This window comes from Microbacterium sp. LWH12-1.2 (assembly GCF_040675825.1).
Classification (GTDB): Bacteria; Actinomycetota; Actinomycetes; order Actinomycetales; family Microbacteriaceae; genus Microbacterium.
In genome coordinates this window covers 735,895-750,916 of record NZ_JBEGIJ010000001.1, presented here as the reverse complement: position 1 = coordinate 750,916, position 15,022 = coordinate 735,895, and the positions used below count along the sequence as shown (strand labels likewise).

The following is a 15,022-nucleotide window of genomic DNA, read 5'->3' as shown; positions in this document are numbered from 1 at the left end:
TCACCAGCTGCGCATCGCGGCAGCGAGGTCATCTGTCATCGGTTCGAGGGATGCTCCCTCGTGAGCCAGGCGGGCGATGGCGACCGCCTGTTCGAGTGCCTCGGGGAGCGGGTGGACACCCACGCCCCAGTCCTTCGCCGTCGTCGCGATGAGTTCGGCCGCCAGAGCCTGCAACGAAAGCGAGAGGTCCATCACCTCGATCGGGTTTCCCTCACCGTCCGTGCAGTTCAGGCAGTCGCCCTCGCTGATGACGAGGACCGTCGTGCCGTCGGCACGGGTGTATTGGGTGACACCGGCGCGAACGGAATCCGCTGTCCCGAGGGCATCGAGTTCCGGCATCGGCAGTTCGAACGCACCCCCACCTGCCGTGCAGAGGATGACTCCGTCCGGCATCTGGTCCACATGCGCGGCGGTGACAGCTCCGGCGATCCCGGTCGCGGCGAAGACCACCTCCGCGGTCGGCGCTGCGTCGGCAAGGCTCATCACCCGGTACCCGTCGTGCAGTGCCTGCAGCGCCTTGATGGGGTCGAGTTCGGTGACGACGACGCGCGCGCCGAGCGCAGCCGCGTGAAGAGCTACGCCCTTGCCCACCCAGCCGTATCCGACGACGACGACAGTGCGTCCGGCGATCTGCAGGTTCGTGACGTCGAGCAGGGTCATCACGCACGACTGGCCGGTGCCGTACACGTTGTCGAAGAGGTACTTGGTCTTGGCATCGTTGACCGCGACCACGGGGATGCGCAGCGCGCCGTCGTCGTGCATCGCCCGCAATGGGCGCACACCGCTCGTGGTCTCCTCCGCAGCCCCCAGGAGGCTGCCGACGAGGGCGGGGAACTCGCGATGCGCGAGACGGATGATCGATGCGCCGTCGTCGAGGATGATGTCGGGCGCGGTACCGAGGTACTCCCTGGCGAGTTCCAGGTCTCGCTCATCGCCGACGCCTTCCTCCGCGAACACGGCGAGCCCTTCTGCAGTGAGGGCATCTGCGGTCTCCTGGTCTGTCGACCGACCCGAGCAGTACACGCTGACCTCCGCCCCGGCATCGCGCAGAGCGAGCGCGAGGTTCGCGGTCTTCGGCTCGAGTACCAGCCCGACTCCGATGCGGTGTCCTTTGAGTGCTCCAGACTCGGCGAGGCGTGCCGAGATCCCGCGGAGCACCGGCATCCCTCTGCCTGCCCAGGCGATCCGTCCGGCTCCGGCACGCGCCCGCTCTTCGAACGTGCTCATGGTGCGGTCCCTTCGCTCAACCAGTCGGCCGCGTCGTCTTCCTGCTCCGCCCGCATCGGGTCGAGCTCCACTCCCAGGCTCGCGAGCTTCGCGGCTGCGATCGCGTCGTCGAGCTCGGCGGGAATGATGTGCACGCCCGGCTCGAGACCAGCGGTCACCAGGTGATGTGCGCCGATACCCTGAACCGCGAACGTGAGGTCCATGATCTCGACCGGATGCCCGCTCCCGCCGGCGATGTTCACGAGCGCTCCCCCGGACAGGACGTGAAGATCGCGATCGCCGATTCGATATGTGTCGATCTGCTCTCGAGGCGAGGAGATGGCGGACGCCGCGGCGGCGAGTGCATCGACGTCGACTTCGAGATCGTGGTGACCGGCGTTGGCCAGGACGACGTCGTGCCGGAGGAACGGCAGATCGCGCTCGCCGATCGCTCGCATCCCTCCGGTGCCGGTGACCACGAAGGTCGCGTCCGGCAGCACATCCCGGGCGGCGCCGACGGCGTGGCCGTCCATGAACGCTTCCAGGGCACGCACCGGATCGACTTCGATCACGCTGGTGCGAGCTCCCATCGCCTTGGCGTACTGCGCGATACCGCGACCGACGTACCCGTAACCCACCACGCAGAAGCCGGCTCCGGCGATCTGACGGTTCGTCAGGCGAAGCATGGCCTGCACCGTGGTCTGCCCGGTGCCGAACTTGTTGTCGAAGAGGTGCTTGCAGCGCGCGTCGTTCGCCGTGAGCGCCGGGAACGGCAACCGCCCGGCTTCGTGCATGCGGTGCAGACGCGCCGTCCCCGTTGTCGTCTCCTCCGAGACTCCGCGGAGTCCTGCGAACAGCTCGGGGCGGTACTGACTCATGCGCATCGTCAGCTCGGCGCCGTCGTCGATGATGTACTCCGGGGCATGGTCGGCTGCGATCAACAGCTCTCGCTCCCAGGAGTCGTAGTCGCCATCAGGTTCAGCGACGACGGTGAGTCCGCGTTCGCGGAGGGCCTCGACGACATCACCTCGGGTGGTGCGCGGGTTGCTGCCGGCGACGATCACCTCGGCTCCGGCATCCGCGAGCACGGTGGCGAGGAAGGCTGTCTTGGCTTCGAGATGCACCACGACGGCGATCCGCTTGCCTTCCAACGATCCGTCGGAGATGCGCCGACGGACGAACCCGTCCAGCACCGGCGAGTGGCGGCGCACCCATTCGATCTGCGCCCGTCCGACGTTCGGGTCTCCCGAGCGCGAATCCTGTGTGACATCCATCGAGACTCCGTACAGAGTTGTGTCCTGCGTGATTGCATCCTGCGCGCGGATCGACGGGTGTCCGATCCGCGTGCTTCCGCCTATCTAAGCGGTTAGAACCGCTGATGACAAGAACCTCGTGGGTGTCGACCACCATAGCAGGGGAAACGACGACGTCAACGTGTCTGTTGAGGCTGCGGACCGACCCCGATCACGAGGGCAACTGTCGGCCACCCAGTTCGACGATCTCGCGGAGCGCCTGCAGGTGACCGGCGAACGCGTTCGATCCGTCGAGAGTGGCGCGCACCCACGTGCGCGACCGACTCCCCACGCTCCCCTTCCGGGCGATCACGTAACCCGCGTCGTGCAGGTGCGCGATCGCTTTGCTGAGTGCGGAATCGCCGACCTGGAGGATATCGGCGAGCGTTCCGAAATCGAGTTCGAGGTCCTCTCCCAAGGACGCCATCAGGGAGAACCGGATCGGACTGGCGAAGTTGTCGTCCAGTCGCGTGCGCGGGTGCGGCGCGCGGACCGGCCGCGGATCAGTCGACATCGCGACCGTCGAAGAACGCGGCGGCCACGAATGCCAACACGACAACGACCGCAGCGATCGAGGTGATCAACGGGTCGAGCGGGTGACGGAACTGCACGAGCACTGCGCAGGCGAACACTGCCCAGCCCAGCACGAACGCCGCCCATTGCGGCCAATACCAGACCGCACCCAGTGCCGGAAGCCGGTCGCTGATCTGCACCGCGATCCACCAGCCGAGCATCAGGAGGATCAGCGCCATGCTGAACAACGATGCCGGCACCGAATTCGCCACGGAGGTGATCGCGATCGCAATGCCGAACACGGCGCCGATCGTCAGGGTGAAGTTGCGAGCGACCGTGGCAAGGGGCGCCCGGGAGCGCCGAAGGACCGCTGGACGTGCGCGGCGGAGATCGCGTACGGCGAGTCCGCCGAAGACGAGGAGGACCAACCCGCCTGGCGCCAGGCGCAGAACGAACGGGATGTCCGCGCCGACGACCTGAGTTGCGATACCGACGACGACGCCAGCGACGGCGACGAACCCGAAAAGCGCATACGCCCAGCGGTCTGTGCGCCGCAGCCGCGACTGGAAGCCGAAGCTCTCCTTGAGCTCGCCGGACAGCTGGATCCACACGAGTAAGAGAGCGATGAGCGTGATGAATGACGAGCTGCTGGAAGATCCGAACCCGAACATCATCACGGTCAGATAGACGGCCAGCGCGGCCGCCTCCGCCAGCGCGACCCACGCGATTCCACGCCGATCGATTCGCTCCTCCCGACGCGTCGCGACCGCGCCGACCTCATCGAGGTACGCCTGCGCGACATCCGCGGTGGGCGGTTCCAACGGCCCGGCCGCCGAAAGCGGTTTCTGCTCCATCATCGCCCCCTCGACTTTCCGATCAGAAAGTTCACTGCAACTTTCCTACCGGAAAGTCACGAGGAGGTCAATGACGTGCCACAACAACGACGAAGGCCGCCCCACACCTGGGACGGCCTTCGGAAGAAGTGCGATTGAACGCTGGGTCGCTCAGCGGCGAAGCCCAAGACGCTCGATCAGCGAGCGGTAACGCGCGATGTCGATGTCCTGGAGGTAGCCGAGCAGACGACGGCGCTGACCCACCATGAGGAACAGGCCGCGACGCGAGTGGTGGTCGTGCTTGTGCTCCTTGAGGTGTTCGGTGAGGTCCTTGATGCGCTGCGTCAGCATTGCGACCTGCACCTCGGGGGATCCGGTGTCACCGGGGTGCGTCGCGTACTCTTCCATGATCGCCTTCTTGGCGTCAGATTCGAGTGGCATAGATGGGATCCCCTTTCAGTTCGTTGCGCGGCGCCCAACACCTGATGTGCGAGCTCTCTTTATCCGCGGCCGATCAAACGGCAACCTGAAGAGTCTACCAGCAGCAGCGCCTGCCTCTGCACACGGGCCGATAGCCTCTTCAGGTGCAGTTCTCCCGCGGGCATCTCATCGACCTCACTCCCCTGCGGGCCTCCCCGGCCTTCGCCCGGATGTGGGTCGGCTCGTTGCTGACCGGCATCGGCGGTCAGCTCACGATCGTCACCGTGATGCTGCACGTGTTCGATCTCACCGGCAGCACCTTGGCGGTCTCGATGATCGCCGTCGCCGGACTGGTGCCGATGATCGTGGCTGGCCTCTACGGCGGGATGCTGGCTGACGCGTTCGACCGACGCAAAGTCGCGCTGATCGCCGCATCGATCGCCTTCTGCGCCACGGCACTTCTCACGGCGCTCACCTGGGCCGGCGCCGAGACCATCTGGTGGCTGTACGCACTCAGCATGATCATCGCCGCGACGAACTCGGTCGGCTTCGCCACCCGAACCGCCATCGTGCCCCGACTCATCCCCCTCGACCAGCTGGCCGCCGCATCCGCTCTGAACGGAATCTCCTTCGGGGTCACCGTAATGGCGGGCCCTGCGCTCGCGGGGCTGCTCGTCGCGCTCACCGGCTTCGGATGGACGTACACGATCGACGTCATCCTGATGACGTCGATGTTCCTCGGCCTATGGACCCTGCCGGCGCTGCGCCCGGAGGGCGAGACCGTGCGCCCAGGGCTGGCATCCCTTGTCGACGGGTGGCGGTTTCTGCGCCGAGCCGGCAACATCCGGATGCAGTACCTGCTCGACATCATCGCGATGACCTTCGGGCACCCGCTCGCCCTCTTCCCTGCCCTCGGTACGCTGCTGCTGGGCGGAGGGGCCGTCACGACGGGAATCCTGACGGCAGCGGTCGCCGTCGGGACGTTCACGTCCAGCCTGTTCTCGGGCCGCGTGGTGCAGTACCGGTGGCATGGCCGCGGCATCACCCGTGCGATTCAGGCCTACGGTGGAACAATCGCCCTATTCGGAGCAGTGCTGCTGATCGGCGCGTTCACGCCCGGCACATCCGAGACCTCGCCGAACATCATCCTCATCGTGTGCGCGTGCATCGCGCTCGCACTCTCGGGCGCCGCAGACAACGTCAGCTCGATCTACCGCAACACGATGATGCAGGCCGCGGTCCCCGACGCGATGCGCGGCCGCCTGCAGGGTGTCTTCATCATCGTGGTCGCCGGTGGACCTCGCGTCGGAGCCCTCTACGCCGGGGTTCTCGCCACGGCGACGTCGCTGTGGTTCCCTCCCCTGCTGGGCGGATTCCTGGTCATCGCACTCGTAGCGATGCTTGCCAGGACGAACCCGCGTTTCCGCGGCTACGACGCACTGAACCCCGAGCCCTGAGGACCCGGGGTTCAGACGGCCGAGGGCGTCAGCTCTGCTCGAGAGCGCCCTGCAGGTCGAGGCTGATGGTGATCTCCTTGCCGACGAGGACTCCGCCGGTCTCCAACGCGGCGTTCCAGGTCAGACCGAAATCCTCGCGGTTGATCGTGGTCACCGCCGAGGCGCCGGCCTTGTAATTGCCGTAAGGGTCGGTGCCGAATCCGCCGAAATCGAATTCGAAGCTCACCGGCTTCGTGACGCCGCGGATCGAGAGGTCGCCGTCGACGAAGAAGTCGCCGCCCTCGACGCGGGCGCCGGTGGAGACGAACTCCATGGTCGGGAAGTTCTCGGTGTCGAAGAAGTCCGCCGAGCGCAGGTGCGTGTCGCGACCGGAGTCCTTGGTGTCGATGGAGGTGACGTCGACGCTCGCCTCGACCTTCGCCTCGAGCGGGTTCTCCGGCGCCACCAGGGTCGCGTTCTTGATGCCGAAGGTGCCGCGCACCTTCGAGATCATCATGTGGCGGACACTGAACGTGACTTCGCTGTGCGCGGGGTCGAGGACCCAGGTGCCTGGACGGTAGCCGGGGATGTCGATGCTGGTCATGGTTGCTCCTCTGGGGACGTGGACCGCTGCTGCGGCAGGGGCCGCTTCTGCGGCATCAGAGGAGACAACTCACATTCACATGAATGTATTCCAATGAATGTGAAATTGGTCCCGGATGCAGAAGACGCCCCGATCGTCAGATCGGGGCGTCTTCTGAAAAAGGGGTGATCAGCCGACAGCGACGAGGTCGATGATGAAGATCAGCGTCTTTCCGGAGAGGAAGTGACCTCCGCCGGCCGGACCGTATGCCAGCTGCGGCGGGATGACCAGTTCACGGCGTCCGCCGACCTTCATTCCGGGGATGCCGTCCTGCCAGCCCTGGATCAAACCGCGCAGCGGGAACTGGATGGTCTCGCCACGCCCCCAGGAGGAGTCGAACTCTTCGCCGGAGTCGAACTCGACACCCGCGTAGTGGACGGTCACGGTGTCGCCGGGCTTCGCCTCAGCGCCGTCGCCTTCGATGAGGTCCCGGACCACCAGTTCCGTGGGAGCGGGGCCGGTGGGAGCGTCGAACTCGGGCTTTGTGCGATCAGTCATGACTCCATCCAACCCGAGCGTCCCCGCCGGGTCAACGCAGATGATCCGCTGAGCGCGAACGCACTGGCCGGCTCAGCTCGGGCGCATCATCCGCGATCCGTGATGTCGCGCCCGAGCCGCTGGGACACCCACACCGGGATGAACGAGGCGAGGATCACGATCGTCGCGACCACGTTGACCGTGTTGGCCTCATTCGGACGCGCCATCTGGTTCATGATCCACAGCGGCAATGTGTCGACTCCCGGCGGAGCCGTGAAGATCGTCACGTACACCTCGTCGAAGCTGAGCGCGAAGGCGAGGATCGCCCCCGCGATCAGGGCGCTGCGGAACTGCGGGAAGGTGACCATCCGGAACGTCTGCCACGGTGTGGCGCCGAGGTCCTGGGATGCCTCCTCGATACTCGGATTCAGCCGACGCAGTCGAGCGAGGACGTTGTTGAACACCATCACGATGCAGAAGGTGCCGTGCGCGATGATCATCCCGTAGAAGCCGACCTGGATGCCGATGGGCTCGAGCATCCGGTTGTAGGTGTTGTTCAGCGCGACGCCCGTGACGATCCCTGGGAGGGCGATCGGCAGGACCACCAGCAGGTTCACCGCCCGCTGGCCGAAGAAGGAATATCGCTGCAGCGCGAAGGCGACGAGCGTGCCGAGGATCACCGCGATCACCGTCGCCCCGCTCGCGACCAGTACGGAATTGAGCAGAGCGATCCGCACCGGCTCGCTCGAGAACGCCTTCCCCCACCACTCCAAGGAGAAGCCGGTGACCGGCCAGCTGACGATCCGCGCCGCGTTGAACGAGTTGAGGACCACCAGCCCCAGCGGGATGTACATGAAGGCGAGGATGACCGCGACGAGGACGCCGAGGATCGCTTTGGAAGTGCGGGACAGTCTCAGCATGAGCCGCTCACATCCTTTCGAGAGCACCGGTGCGCTGAACGCTCACCAGGTAGATGACGACGAACGCGATCGGGACGAGCGAGTAGGCCGCGGCGAGTGGCGGATTCAGGTTGATGTTCGAGGCGATGACACTGCCGATCATCTGGGTGTCGCCGCCGACGAATCGTGCGACGAGATAGTCGCCGAGGCTGAGCGAGAACGTGAACACGGAGCCAGCGATGATCGCGGGCTTGATCAGCGGAAGCACGACGGTCGTGATCGTGCGCCAGGAGCCTGCGCCGAGGTCGGCGGAGGCATCGAACAGGTTCGGCGGCAGCTGTCGGATCGCGGTGTACACCGGGACCGCCATGTACGGAAGCCACAGGTACGTCAGCGTGAGGACGACCGTCACGAGCGTGAAGCCGGGCCCTTCGATACCGAACGGTGCGAGCATCCAGTTGAAGAACCCCTCCTTCGTGAACGTGATGCGCATCGCCAGCACCTTCACCAGATATCCCGCCCAAAGGGGCAGGGTGATCGCCACCGCCAGCAGGGCCCGCAGCCACGGCGCGGCCACTTTGGCCATGAAGATGCCGAGCGGCACCGCGATGAGGATCGACAGCACGGTCACGCCCAGGGCGATGCCGAGTGTTCGGACCGATGTCGAGAGGTAGGCCGGGTTGATGAAGAGCTGCTCGAAGTTGCGCAGCGTGAACCCGGGTTTCACCTTCGAGGTGAATGGATCCGTCACCCAGAAGGCGGTCACCAGCAGCATCACCAGCGAGAAGATGTAGATCCCGATGAGCCAGGTCATCGGGAGGGCCAGGAGGCCGGCGATGCGTGTGCGCCGCGTCATGTCGATCCCGTCGTCGTCGTTGCGGAAGCTTCCGTGCTCCCTGGGCGGAACCGGAGTTCCGCCCAGGGCGCGTTGGATTCGTTGTCACTCAGCCCTTGACCGAGAGCCAGGCATCCGTCCACTACTGGAAGTTGGTGCAGGTGGCCTCGTCAGCGGGGCGACCGTCGATGCACTGCTCGATCGGGGTGGTCCAGAACCACACCTTCTCGAAGTACTCCTCGTTCGTGGCGTTGTAGTACTCGCAGTGCGCCTTGGCCTCGTCGCTCGTCTCGCAGAATGCGGCGTTGGCCGGTGCCATGCCGAAGTTCATCGCGATGGCACCGTTCACCTCCGGGGTGGAGGCGTAGTCCATCCACGCATAGGCGCAGTTCGGGTTCTTGGCCTCGGTCGCCAGCATCCAGGCATCCGACCAACCCGTCGAGCCCTCCTCGGGCAGCACGCTCTTGAACTTGTCGTCTTCGGTGAGCTTGCGCAGCACCTCCCACGACGTGCCGAGCACGGTGGTGCCACCGGCGAACGACGTGATCTGCGCGGCGGGGTCCGACCAGTATTCGGAGACGATCTCGTTCTGCTGCTTGAGCAGCTCGACGGCCGCGGCGAGCTGCTTCTCGTCGAGCGCATACGGGTTCTCGATGCCGAGATCGGGCTCGTGCGCCATCAGATAGACCGCGGCATCCGCGATGTAGATCGGTGCGTCGTACGCGATGACCTGACCGGCGTACGGGCTGTCCTTCTCCCAGGCGACATCCCAGCTCGTTGGCTCCTCAGTGACGACATCTCTGTTGTACTGGAGGATGTTGGCGCCGCGACCGATCGGGATGCCGTACGACTTGCCGTTGATCGTGTCGTAGATCTGCCCCTTCATCCCTTCGACGATGTCGTCGCCGAAGCTCGGGATCAGCTCGAGATTGAGAGGCTGCACGTCGCCGCCCGCGATCAGGCGCAGGCTCGCGTCGCCCGATGCGGACACGAGGTCGTAATCGCCGGTGCGCATGAGCTGCACCATCTCGTCGCTGGTGCCGGCGACGCGGCGATTGACCGTGCATCCGGTTTCCTTCGTGAACTCGTCGCTCCAGGCCGGTTCGACGAAGCCGCTCCAGGCGACGATGTTGACGTCGCTTTCGTTCTCGCCGAGTTCGCCGAGCATGGGGATGTCGGGTACCTCGATCTGGAGTTCACCGTTGCCGTCGGTGGACGGCTTTTCACCCCCGCCAGAACAGGCGGAGAGCGTGAGGACGGCGACGGCCGCCATTGCGGTGGTGGCCAGGATCTTGTGACGCATGGATCGCTCCTTTGTGATCAGTGCTGCAGGGTTTTCAGTGGTGCCGGTTGCTTCAGGGAAGCCGGGCCGCATGCTCAGGGGTCCATGCGGCTCGAACGAGATCCCCGCGGCCGAAAGCCGCTCCGGACGTGGGGTGGTGGGCATTGGGCTGCTCGGCGATGATGTCGACTCCGGCGTCGGCCGTGACCAGATAGCGGGTGGCCGGGCCGGTATAGACGACCTCGCGGATCGTGCCGGTCAGTGAGACGTCACCATCGCCGAGGGGTTCGTCGCGCGCTGTCAGACGCACGCGCTCCGGACGGATGCTCATCGTCCGGCGGTCACCGGTGAGCTCCTCGGCGAGTTCACCGCTGATGAGGTTGGAGAGACCGAGGAAGCGGGCGACGAACTCGGTCTGCGGGTATTCGTACACCTCGCGAGCCGTGCCGACCTGTTCGATCCGTCCGTTGTTGAACACGGCGACGCGGTCGCTCAGCGTGAGCGCCTCCTCCTGGTCATGGGTGACGAAGATGAAGGTGATGCCCACCTCCCGCTGGATCTGCTTCAGTTCGATCTGCATCTGCTCGCGGAGCTGCTTGTCGAGGGCTCCGAGCGGCTCGTCGAGCAGCAGCACCTGGGGACGCAGGATGAGCGCCCGCGCGAGGGCGATCCGCTGTCGCTGACCACCGGAGAGCTGGTGAGGCAGGCGATCGGCGACGTGGTCGAGCCGCACCTGCTCGAGGGATTCGTGCACGCGACCTGCGCGCTCTCGGCGTCCCTCGCCGCGAACGCGCAACCCGTAACCGACGTTTTCGGCGATCGTCAGATGCGGGAACAGCGCGTAGTCCTGGAACACGGTGTTCACCTGGCGGGCGTGCGGTGGCGTCCTGGTGACATCGACACCGGACAGGCGGATGCTGCCGCTCGTCGCTTCCTCGAAGCCGGCGATCATCCGCAGCACCGTGGTCTTCCCGGAGCCTGATGGGCCGAGCATCGAGAGGAACTCGCCGGAGGCGACATCGAGATCGAGGTCGCGGACGGCTGTGAACTCGCCGAAGGACTTGGTGACGCCGCTCAGCGTCACACTTCCCGGCGCGGCACGGTCGTCGTCGACTGCCGCAGTGGCGGGGGCCGTAGCGATCATCTCGCTCTCCTCTGGTCATCATCGAACGTGAAGGTGGATTAAACATATAAACCCAGAGGTAATATTTCAAGAGGCAGTTTTCTCCGTTCACCGCGGAAGGTGGAGAATCGCAGAATGGAATCGATGGCGATGTCGCATACGGCACAGGATTCCGAGGCGCGCCCCGCCACCACTCAGCATCCGCACCGGTTGCAGGGCGCCCTGTTCCAACCGATCGGCGACGAGGGCCGCGCCGAGCTCGTCGAACGACGCCTGGTCGACGCGATCACGCGCGGCCACCTGCGCGCGGGAGAACGGCTCCCCTCGGAAGCAGACCTCTCCAAGAGCCTGGGCGTCGCCCCGGTGACCGTGCGCGAGGCGCTGCTCGCGCTGCGCGGCCGCGGACTCGTCATCACCAAACGCGGACGCAACGGGGGCAGCTTCGTCGCCGAGCACGCCGACCCGCTCTCCTTCGCACGCGAAGCCCTGCGTACCTCATCCCGACTCGCCCTGCGCGACCTCGGCGCTCATTACGCCGCGATCACCGGCGCGTGCGTGCGCCTGGCAGCGCGGCGCGCTGACACCTCGGAGACCCAGCAGGTGCGGCGACGGATGGAGCGGCTCGCCGACCTCGACCCGGAACAGCAGCGCCGGCTGCTCGACGACGTGCAGATCGAACTCGTCGCGCTGAGTCAATCGGCGCGATTGACCCGTGAGCAGATGAAGCTGCAGGCCGAGCTCTCCCCCTACCTCCGACTCGTCGCGCACGAAGTCGAGGATCATCGCCGCCAGGCGGCCCACCTCCTCGCGGTGATCGATGCTGTGGAGAAGGCGGACGCGGAAGCTGCCGGCAGGCAGACGGAGCTCATGGTGACCGAAACGATCGACGCGCTCATCGAACTGCAGACGCGGATCAGCTGAACCACATGCCCACCATCGACGTGCACAGGAGGACGTGATGAGTACGAAAACCCCCACTGCGATCGACGCAGCGGCAAAGATCGTGCGGGAGTACTTCTCCTCGCCGATCCGCGCACTGCTCGATTGGGTCACACCACTGGCCGAACAGCTCGCTGCCGTCGAGCGCAGCGGCCCTCTCACCAGGGCGAAAGTCGACGCACTGGTGCGGCCGTATGCTCTGGAGACGCTGGACCTCCCTGGCGTGCCGGTCTACGGTGCCGGGTTCATCGCCGCGATCGACCTGCTCTCGGATGCGCGCAGTCATCTCGCCTGGTGGCAGGGTGCGGAGCGCAAGCAGCTGGTCCTCGCATCACAATCGGTGAACAAGGAGAACATCGACTACAGCGCCCTCGAGTGGTATCGGGTGCCGATGTCGACCGGCGACCCTCACGTCGCCGGTCCCTACGTCGACTATCTCTGCAGCGACGAGTACACGATCACCATCGCGGCGCCCGCCGAGGTGAACGGCACCCGCATCGGGGTGGCCGGCCTCGATCTGCTCGTCTCCGCCGTCGAGCGCGAACTCACACCGAGGTTCACCGCGCTCGGGCACGAAGTGACGCTGACGAACGGCGTCGGCCGGGTCGTCGTCTCCACAGACCCGAGATGCGCCACCGGAGATTCAATCCGCGGCAGCCGACTCGAGGGGCTGCCTCGTATCGCCTGCGAAGGCGTCGCGCTCGACGTCATCGTCGAAGAGATCTGAGGGGGAATTCCGGATCTCTCTTGACACCCCGATCACGCGGGTGCACCCTGTTTACAGATCAACTCAGCGCCCGGGCGTCATGCAGGCATCGCCGCAGCACCGGGCGCTGAGTCTTGCTACGACCAGCTCTCAGTACGCGAGCAGCGCCGCCCTCGTCGCACGGGTGCGGATGAGCAGCGCACGTTCGTCCTCTGCGGCGAGCGGGTCGCGTCCGCTGATCGCCCGCTGACGGACAGCGGCAAGCGCCGCCGAATCCTTGATGAACTCGCGCATCAACGGGCGGCGATCGCCGCGCAGAGAAGCCGCCCACTGCAATCCGGTCTTGCGTCCGGCAGGGGTCGCGAGCATGGTCACCTCTTCCGGGGTGAACCATCCGGCAGCCGCGTACTCCCCCAGCCGCATCCGCGTCAGCCGGGATTCCTCCCGTCGCAGCGCGATGATCCCGAGGATGAAGCCGATGAACAGCGGCACCTGCAGGGTGAAGTACAGGCCGAAGAAGTCAGCGAAGGTCGCCGAGCCGTTCCAGAAACCGTGCAGCAGGATGGCGCCGAGCATTCCGAGCAGGCCGGCGCCGAGCGCCGCGCCCACCGGAGCATGCCGCCGCGCGGCCAGACCGATCGCGAAGCCGGTGAGCGCGGTGAACATCGCGTGGGCGAACGGCGACAGCAGCGCGCGCATCACGAACGTCACCGTGAGCTGCTCGCCGCCGCCCTCGATCAGGCTGATCGCGAAGTACTGGACGTTCTCGGTGAACGCGAACCCTGCGCCGACCAGAGCCCCGTAGACGACGCCGTCGACCGGGCCGTCGAAGGCACGGCGCGCGGTCAAGTAAATGAGGAGGACGCCGAGGCCCTTCCAGAACTCCTCGACGATCGGAGCCTGGATGACGGCAGCCACGGCGTCGGATCGCTGGCCGAAGAGAAGGGTCAGTCCGAGATCGAAGAGCAGAGTAAGCCCGATGGCGGCGATCGCGCCCCAGGCGACGGCGAAGAACAGGATGCGCTTCGGCTCCGGCTCCCAGCGGTCGATCAACCGCACCCCGAGGAAGACGATCGTCAGCGGAATGAGCGCGAGCACCATGCCGATACCGGATGCCAGCGCACCAAGCGCCCAGACGAAATAGCCGATCAGGGCGATCAGCAGAAAGCCGAGTGCACCGAAGAGCCAGATCGAGACCGTGCGGCCTTTCCTCGCCGGGACCGGCAGGCTCGGCAGGGACGGCGCCGGAGACGGGGCGGCGGGCGCCGGAGGTGCATAGTGCGTCGGCTGCGCGAGTGCCGATCCGTACTCCGGCTGCGGAGACCTCGGGGGCAAGTACGGCGACTGCGCATACTGCTGCGCAGAGTACTGCGCTGCTGCCGGTTGCGCCGGCGGCGGTGTGTACGACGGCGGCTGCTGCGGCTGGGACGGTCCTCCGGAACTCATAGCCAAAGCATATGGGGAACAAGCATTGCGCCCGCGGTCTGGCGAAGTCCTCCAGGAAGTTCGCGCTCGTCACCGGTAGCGTAGAGGTATGCGGTTCGCTCATCTGCGCCGTGCCGATTCCTCTCACATTGCTCTTGCAGTGGTGGAAGACGCCGATGCCATCCTCGTCTCCGATCTGATCCCCGACGCACCTGCGACCCTGCAGGAGCTCATCGAGGGCGGTGCTGACGCGCTCGACGCGATCAGGAGCGCTCTCCGCTCGAGCACCGCTCCGCGGCATCCGCTCGGCGACTTCGGTTATGCATCTGCCGTGCTCGCTCCCCCGGCCGTGCTCGCCGTCGGGCTGAACTATGCCGCGCACTCCAGCGAACTCGGTCTGAAGACCGACAGCGCGCCGACGGTCTTCACCCTGTGGCCGAACTCGCTGACCGGTCACGAACAGACGACGTCCTGGCCGCGGTCCCTGAGCGAATCAGTCGACTACGAGGCCGAACTCGGCGTGCTCATCGGCACACCGGCCAAGGATGTGTCCGCGGACCAGGCGCTGTCGTACGTCTGGGGTTATACGGTCGTCAACGACATCACCGCCCGCGACATCCAGTTCTCCGAGGCGCAGTGGTCGCGATGCAAGTCGTTCGACGGCTTCACTCCGACCGGCCCGTTCGTGGTCACCGCAGACGAGGTCGCCGACCCGCAGGATCTGCATATCTGGACGATCGTCGACGGCCATACCGTGCAGGATGCCTCCACCGGTCAGATGGTCCGCTCGGTCGCGACCTTGATCGCACACCTGTCCCAGTCGCTCACGCTGCTGCCTGGCACCTTGATCTCCACCGGCAGCCCCGGAGGCGCCGGCTACTCGCGCGATCCGCAGATCTTCCTCCGTGATCGCTCGACGGTCACCGTGGGCATCGACGGCATCGGCGAGCTCACAACGCACTGCCGCATTCTCGGCTGAGAACTTCGACGCAC

The 15,022-nt window shown here is 66.0% G+C and carries 16 protein-coding genes; 4 read left to right on the top strand and 12 right to left on the bottom strand.

All coding sequences use genetic code 11. From position 1 onward, the window contains the following. The 5 genes from MRBLWH12_RS03445 to rpsO all read right to left on the bottom strand — a co-directional run bounded on the left by MRBLWH12_RS03445 (window position 1) and on the right by rpsO (window position 4,285). On the bottom strand, window positions 1–1,227 hold the full coding sequence (locus MRBLWH12_RS03445) for an adenosylhomocysteinase (RefSeq protein WP_363546138.1): 1,227 nt from the start codon (window positions 1,225–1,227) through the stop codon (window positions 1–3). Beyond that, window positions 1,224–2,480, bottom strand: coding sequence for an adenosylhomocysteinase (locus MRBLWH12_RS03440; RefSeq protein ID WP_363546136.1), 1,257 nt, complete (start codon window positions 2,478–2,480; stop codon window positions 1,224–1,226). The genes MRBLWH12_RS03445 and MRBLWH12_RS03440 overlap by 4 nt, the downstream gene beginning before the upstream one ends. A 190-nt stretch (window positions 2,481–2,670) precedes the next feature. Then, window positions 2,671–3,012 carry a transcriptional regulator gene (locus MRBLWH12_RS03435; protein ID WP_363546133.1) on the bottom strand — a complete coding sequence of 114 codons (342 nt, stop codon included), beginning with the start codon at window positions 3,010–3,012 and terminating at the stop codon, window positions 2,671–2,673. After that, window positions 3,002–3,868: a hypothetical protein gene (locus tag MRBLWH12_RS03430; protein WP_363546130.1), complete on the bottom strand. Its 867-nt coding sequence runs from the start codon at window positions 3,866–3,868 to the stop codon at window positions 3,002–3,004. Before MRBLWH12_RS03430 ends, MRBLWH12_RS03435 begins: the two co-directional genes overlap by 11 nt. A gap of 147 nt (window positions 3,869–4,015) precedes the next feature. After that, entirely contained in the window at window positions 4,016–4,285 is a 270-nt protein-coding gene (gene rpsO, locus MRBLWH12_RS03425) for a 30S ribosomal protein S15 (protein WP_045280509.1), read from the bottom strand. Window positions 4,286–4,428: 143 nt separating this feature from the next. Between rpsO and MRBLWH12_RS03420 the strand changes: the two genes are divergently transcribed. Beyond that, window positions 4,429–5,721 carry an MFS transporter gene (locus tag MRBLWH12_RS03420; RefSeq protein ID WP_363546127.1) on the top strand — a complete coding sequence of 431 codons (1,293 nt, stop codon included), beginning with the start codon at window positions 4,429–4,431 and terminating at the stop codon, window positions 5,719–5,721. Window positions 5,722–5,749: 28 nt separating this feature from the next. Here the strand turns inward: MRBLWH12_RS03420 and MRBLWH12_RS03415 are convergent, their stop codons facing one another. From MRBLWH12_RS03415 to MRBLWH12_RS03390, 6 genes are all read right to left on the bottom strand, one after another. Beyond that, entirely contained in the window at window positions 5,750–6,304 is a 555-nt protein-coding gene (locus tag MRBLWH12_RS03415) for a YceI family protein (RefSeq protein ID WP_341975124.1), read from the bottom strand. Window positions 6,305–6,472: 168 nt separating this feature from the next. Beyond that, on the bottom strand, window positions 6,473–6,841 hold the full coding sequence (locus MRBLWH12_RS03410) for an FKBP-type peptidyl-prolyl cis-trans isomerase (protein ID WP_102191873.1): 369 nt from the start codon (window positions 6,839–6,841) through the stop codon (window positions 6,473–6,475). An 86-nt stretch (window positions 6,842–6,927) separates the two neighbouring features. Beyond that, window positions 6,928–7,740 carry an ABC transporter permease gene (locus MRBLWH12_RS03405; protein ID WP_341975125.1) on the bottom strand — a complete coding sequence of 271 codons (813 nt, stop codon included), beginning with the start codon at window positions 7,738–7,740 and terminating at the stop codon, window positions 6,928–6,930. A 7-nt stretch (window positions 7,741–7,747) separates the two neighbouring features. Then, window positions 7,748–8,575, bottom strand: coding sequence for an ABC transporter permease (locus tag MRBLWH12_RS03400; RefSeq protein ID WP_363546122.1), 828 nt, complete (start codon window positions 8,573–8,575; stop codon window positions 7,748–7,750). Window positions 8,576–8,696: 121 nt separating this feature from the next. Further along, window positions 8,697–9,857: an extracellular solute-binding protein gene (locus MRBLWH12_RS03395; RefSeq protein WP_363546119.1), complete on the bottom strand. Its 1,161-nt coding sequence runs from the start codon at window positions 9,855–9,857 to the stop codon at window positions 8,697–8,699. A gap of 52 nt (window positions 9,858–9,909) precedes the next feature. Next, window positions 9,910–10,980, bottom strand: a complete 1,071-nt coding sequence (locus tag MRBLWH12_RS03390) for an ABC transporter ATP-binding protein (protein ID WP_363546116.1) — start codon at window positions 10,978–10,980, stop codon at window positions 9,910–9,912. 123 nt (window positions 10,981–11,103) lie between these two features. On the opposite strand from MRBLWH12_RS03390, the gene MRBLWH12_RS03385 reads away from it, so the two are divergent. Further along, window positions 11,104–11,880: a FadR/GntR family transcriptional regulator gene (locus MRBLWH12_RS03385; RefSeq protein WP_363546113.1), complete on the top strand. Its 777-nt coding sequence runs from the start codon at window positions 11,104–11,106 to the stop codon at window positions 11,878–11,880. A 37-nt stretch (window positions 11,881–11,917) separates the two neighbouring features. Beyond that, window positions 11,918–12,625 (top strand): cache domain-containing protein, encoded by a 708-nt coding sequence (locus tag MRBLWH12_RS03380; protein WP_363546110.1) that lies wholly within the window; start codon window positions 11,918–11,920, stop codon window positions 12,623–12,625. Between the two features lie 129 nt (window positions 12,626–12,754). On the opposite strand, the gene MRBLWH12_RS03375 is transcribed toward MRBLWH12_RS03380, so the two are convergent. Next, entirely contained in the window at window positions 12,755–14,050 is a 1,296-nt protein-coding gene (locus tag MRBLWH12_RS03375) for a PrsW family intramembrane metalloprotease (protein WP_363546108.1), read from the bottom strand. 88 nt (window positions 14,051–14,138) lie between these two features. Here MRBLWH12_RS03375 and MRBLWH12_RS03370 point away from each other — a divergent pair, with 88 nt between their 5' ends. Then, a complete protein-coding gene (locus tag MRBLWH12_RS03370; protein ID WP_363546105.1) occupies window positions 14,139–15,008 on the top strand; it encodes a fumarylacetoacetate hydrolase family protein in 870 nt (289 codons plus the stop codon). Window positions 15,009–15,022: the final 14 nt, after the last annotated feature.

Excerpts from the sequence above, each read along its gene's own strand:
- MRBLWH12_RS03410 (WP_102191873.1), bottom strand. The coding sequence starts at position 6,841 with ATGACTGATCGCACAAAGCCCGAGTTCGACGCTCCCACCGGCCCCGCT.
- MRBLWH12_RS03400 (WP_363546122.1), bottom strand. The coding sequence starts at position 8,575 with ATGACGCGGCGCACACGCATCGCCGGCCTCCTGGCCCTCCCGATGACC.
- MRBLWH12_RS03430 (WP_363546130.1), bottom strand. The coding sequence starts at position 3,868 with ATGATGGAGCAGAAACCGCTTTCGGCGGCCGGGCCGTTGGAACCGCCC.
- MRBLWH12_RS03380 (WP_363546110.1), top strand. The coding sequence starts at position 11,918 with ATGAGTACGAAAACCCCCACTGCGATCGACGCAGCGGCAAAGATCGTG.
- MRBLWH12_RS03385 (WP_363546113.1), top strand. The coding sequence starts at position 11,104 with ATGGCGATGTCGCATACGGCACAGGATTCCGAGGCGCGCCCCGCCACC.
- MRBLWH12_RS03375 (WP_363546108.1), bottom strand. The coding sequence starts at position 14,050 with ATGAGTTCCGGAGGACCGTCCCAGCCGCAGCAGCCGCCGTCGTACACA.
- MRBLWH12_RS03445 (WP_363546138.1), bottom strand. The coding sequence starts at position 1,227 with ATGAGCACGTTCGAAGAGCGGGCGCGTGCCGGAGCCGGACGGATCGCC.
- MRBLWH12_RS03440 (WP_363546136.1), bottom strand. The coding sequence starts at position 2,480 with ATGGATGTCACACAGGATTCGCGCTCGGGAGACCCGAACGTCGGACGG.
- MRBLWH12_RS03370 (WP_363546105.1), top strand. The coding sequence starts at position 14,139 with ATGCGGTTCGCTCATCTGCGCCGTGCCGATTCCTCTCACATTGCTCTT.
- MRBLWH12_RS03390 (WP_363546116.1), bottom strand. The coding sequence starts at position 10,980 with ATGATCGCTACGGCCCCCGCCACTGCGGCAGTCGACGACGACCGTGCC.
- MRBLWH12_RS03405 (WP_341975125.1), bottom strand. The coding sequence starts at position 7,740 with ATGCTGAGACTGTCCCGCACTTCCAAAGCGATCCTCGGCGTCCTCGTC.
- MRBLWH12_RS03415 (WP_341975124.1), bottom strand. The coding sequence starts at position 6,304 with ATGACCAGCATCGACATCCCCGGCTACCGTCCAGGCACCTGGGTCCTC.
- rpsO (WP_045280509.1), bottom strand. The coding sequence starts at position 4,285 with ATGCCACTCGAATCTGACGCCAAGAAGGCGATCATGGAAGAGTACGCG.
- MRBLWH12_RS03395 (WP_363546119.1), bottom strand. The coding sequence starts at position 9,857 with ATGCGTCACAAGATCCTGGCCACCACCGCAATGGCGGCCGTCGCCGTC.
- MRBLWH12_RS03435 (WP_363546133.1), bottom strand. The coding sequence starts at position 3,012 with ATGTCGACTGATCCGCGGCCGGTCCGCGCGCCGCACCCGCGCACGCGA.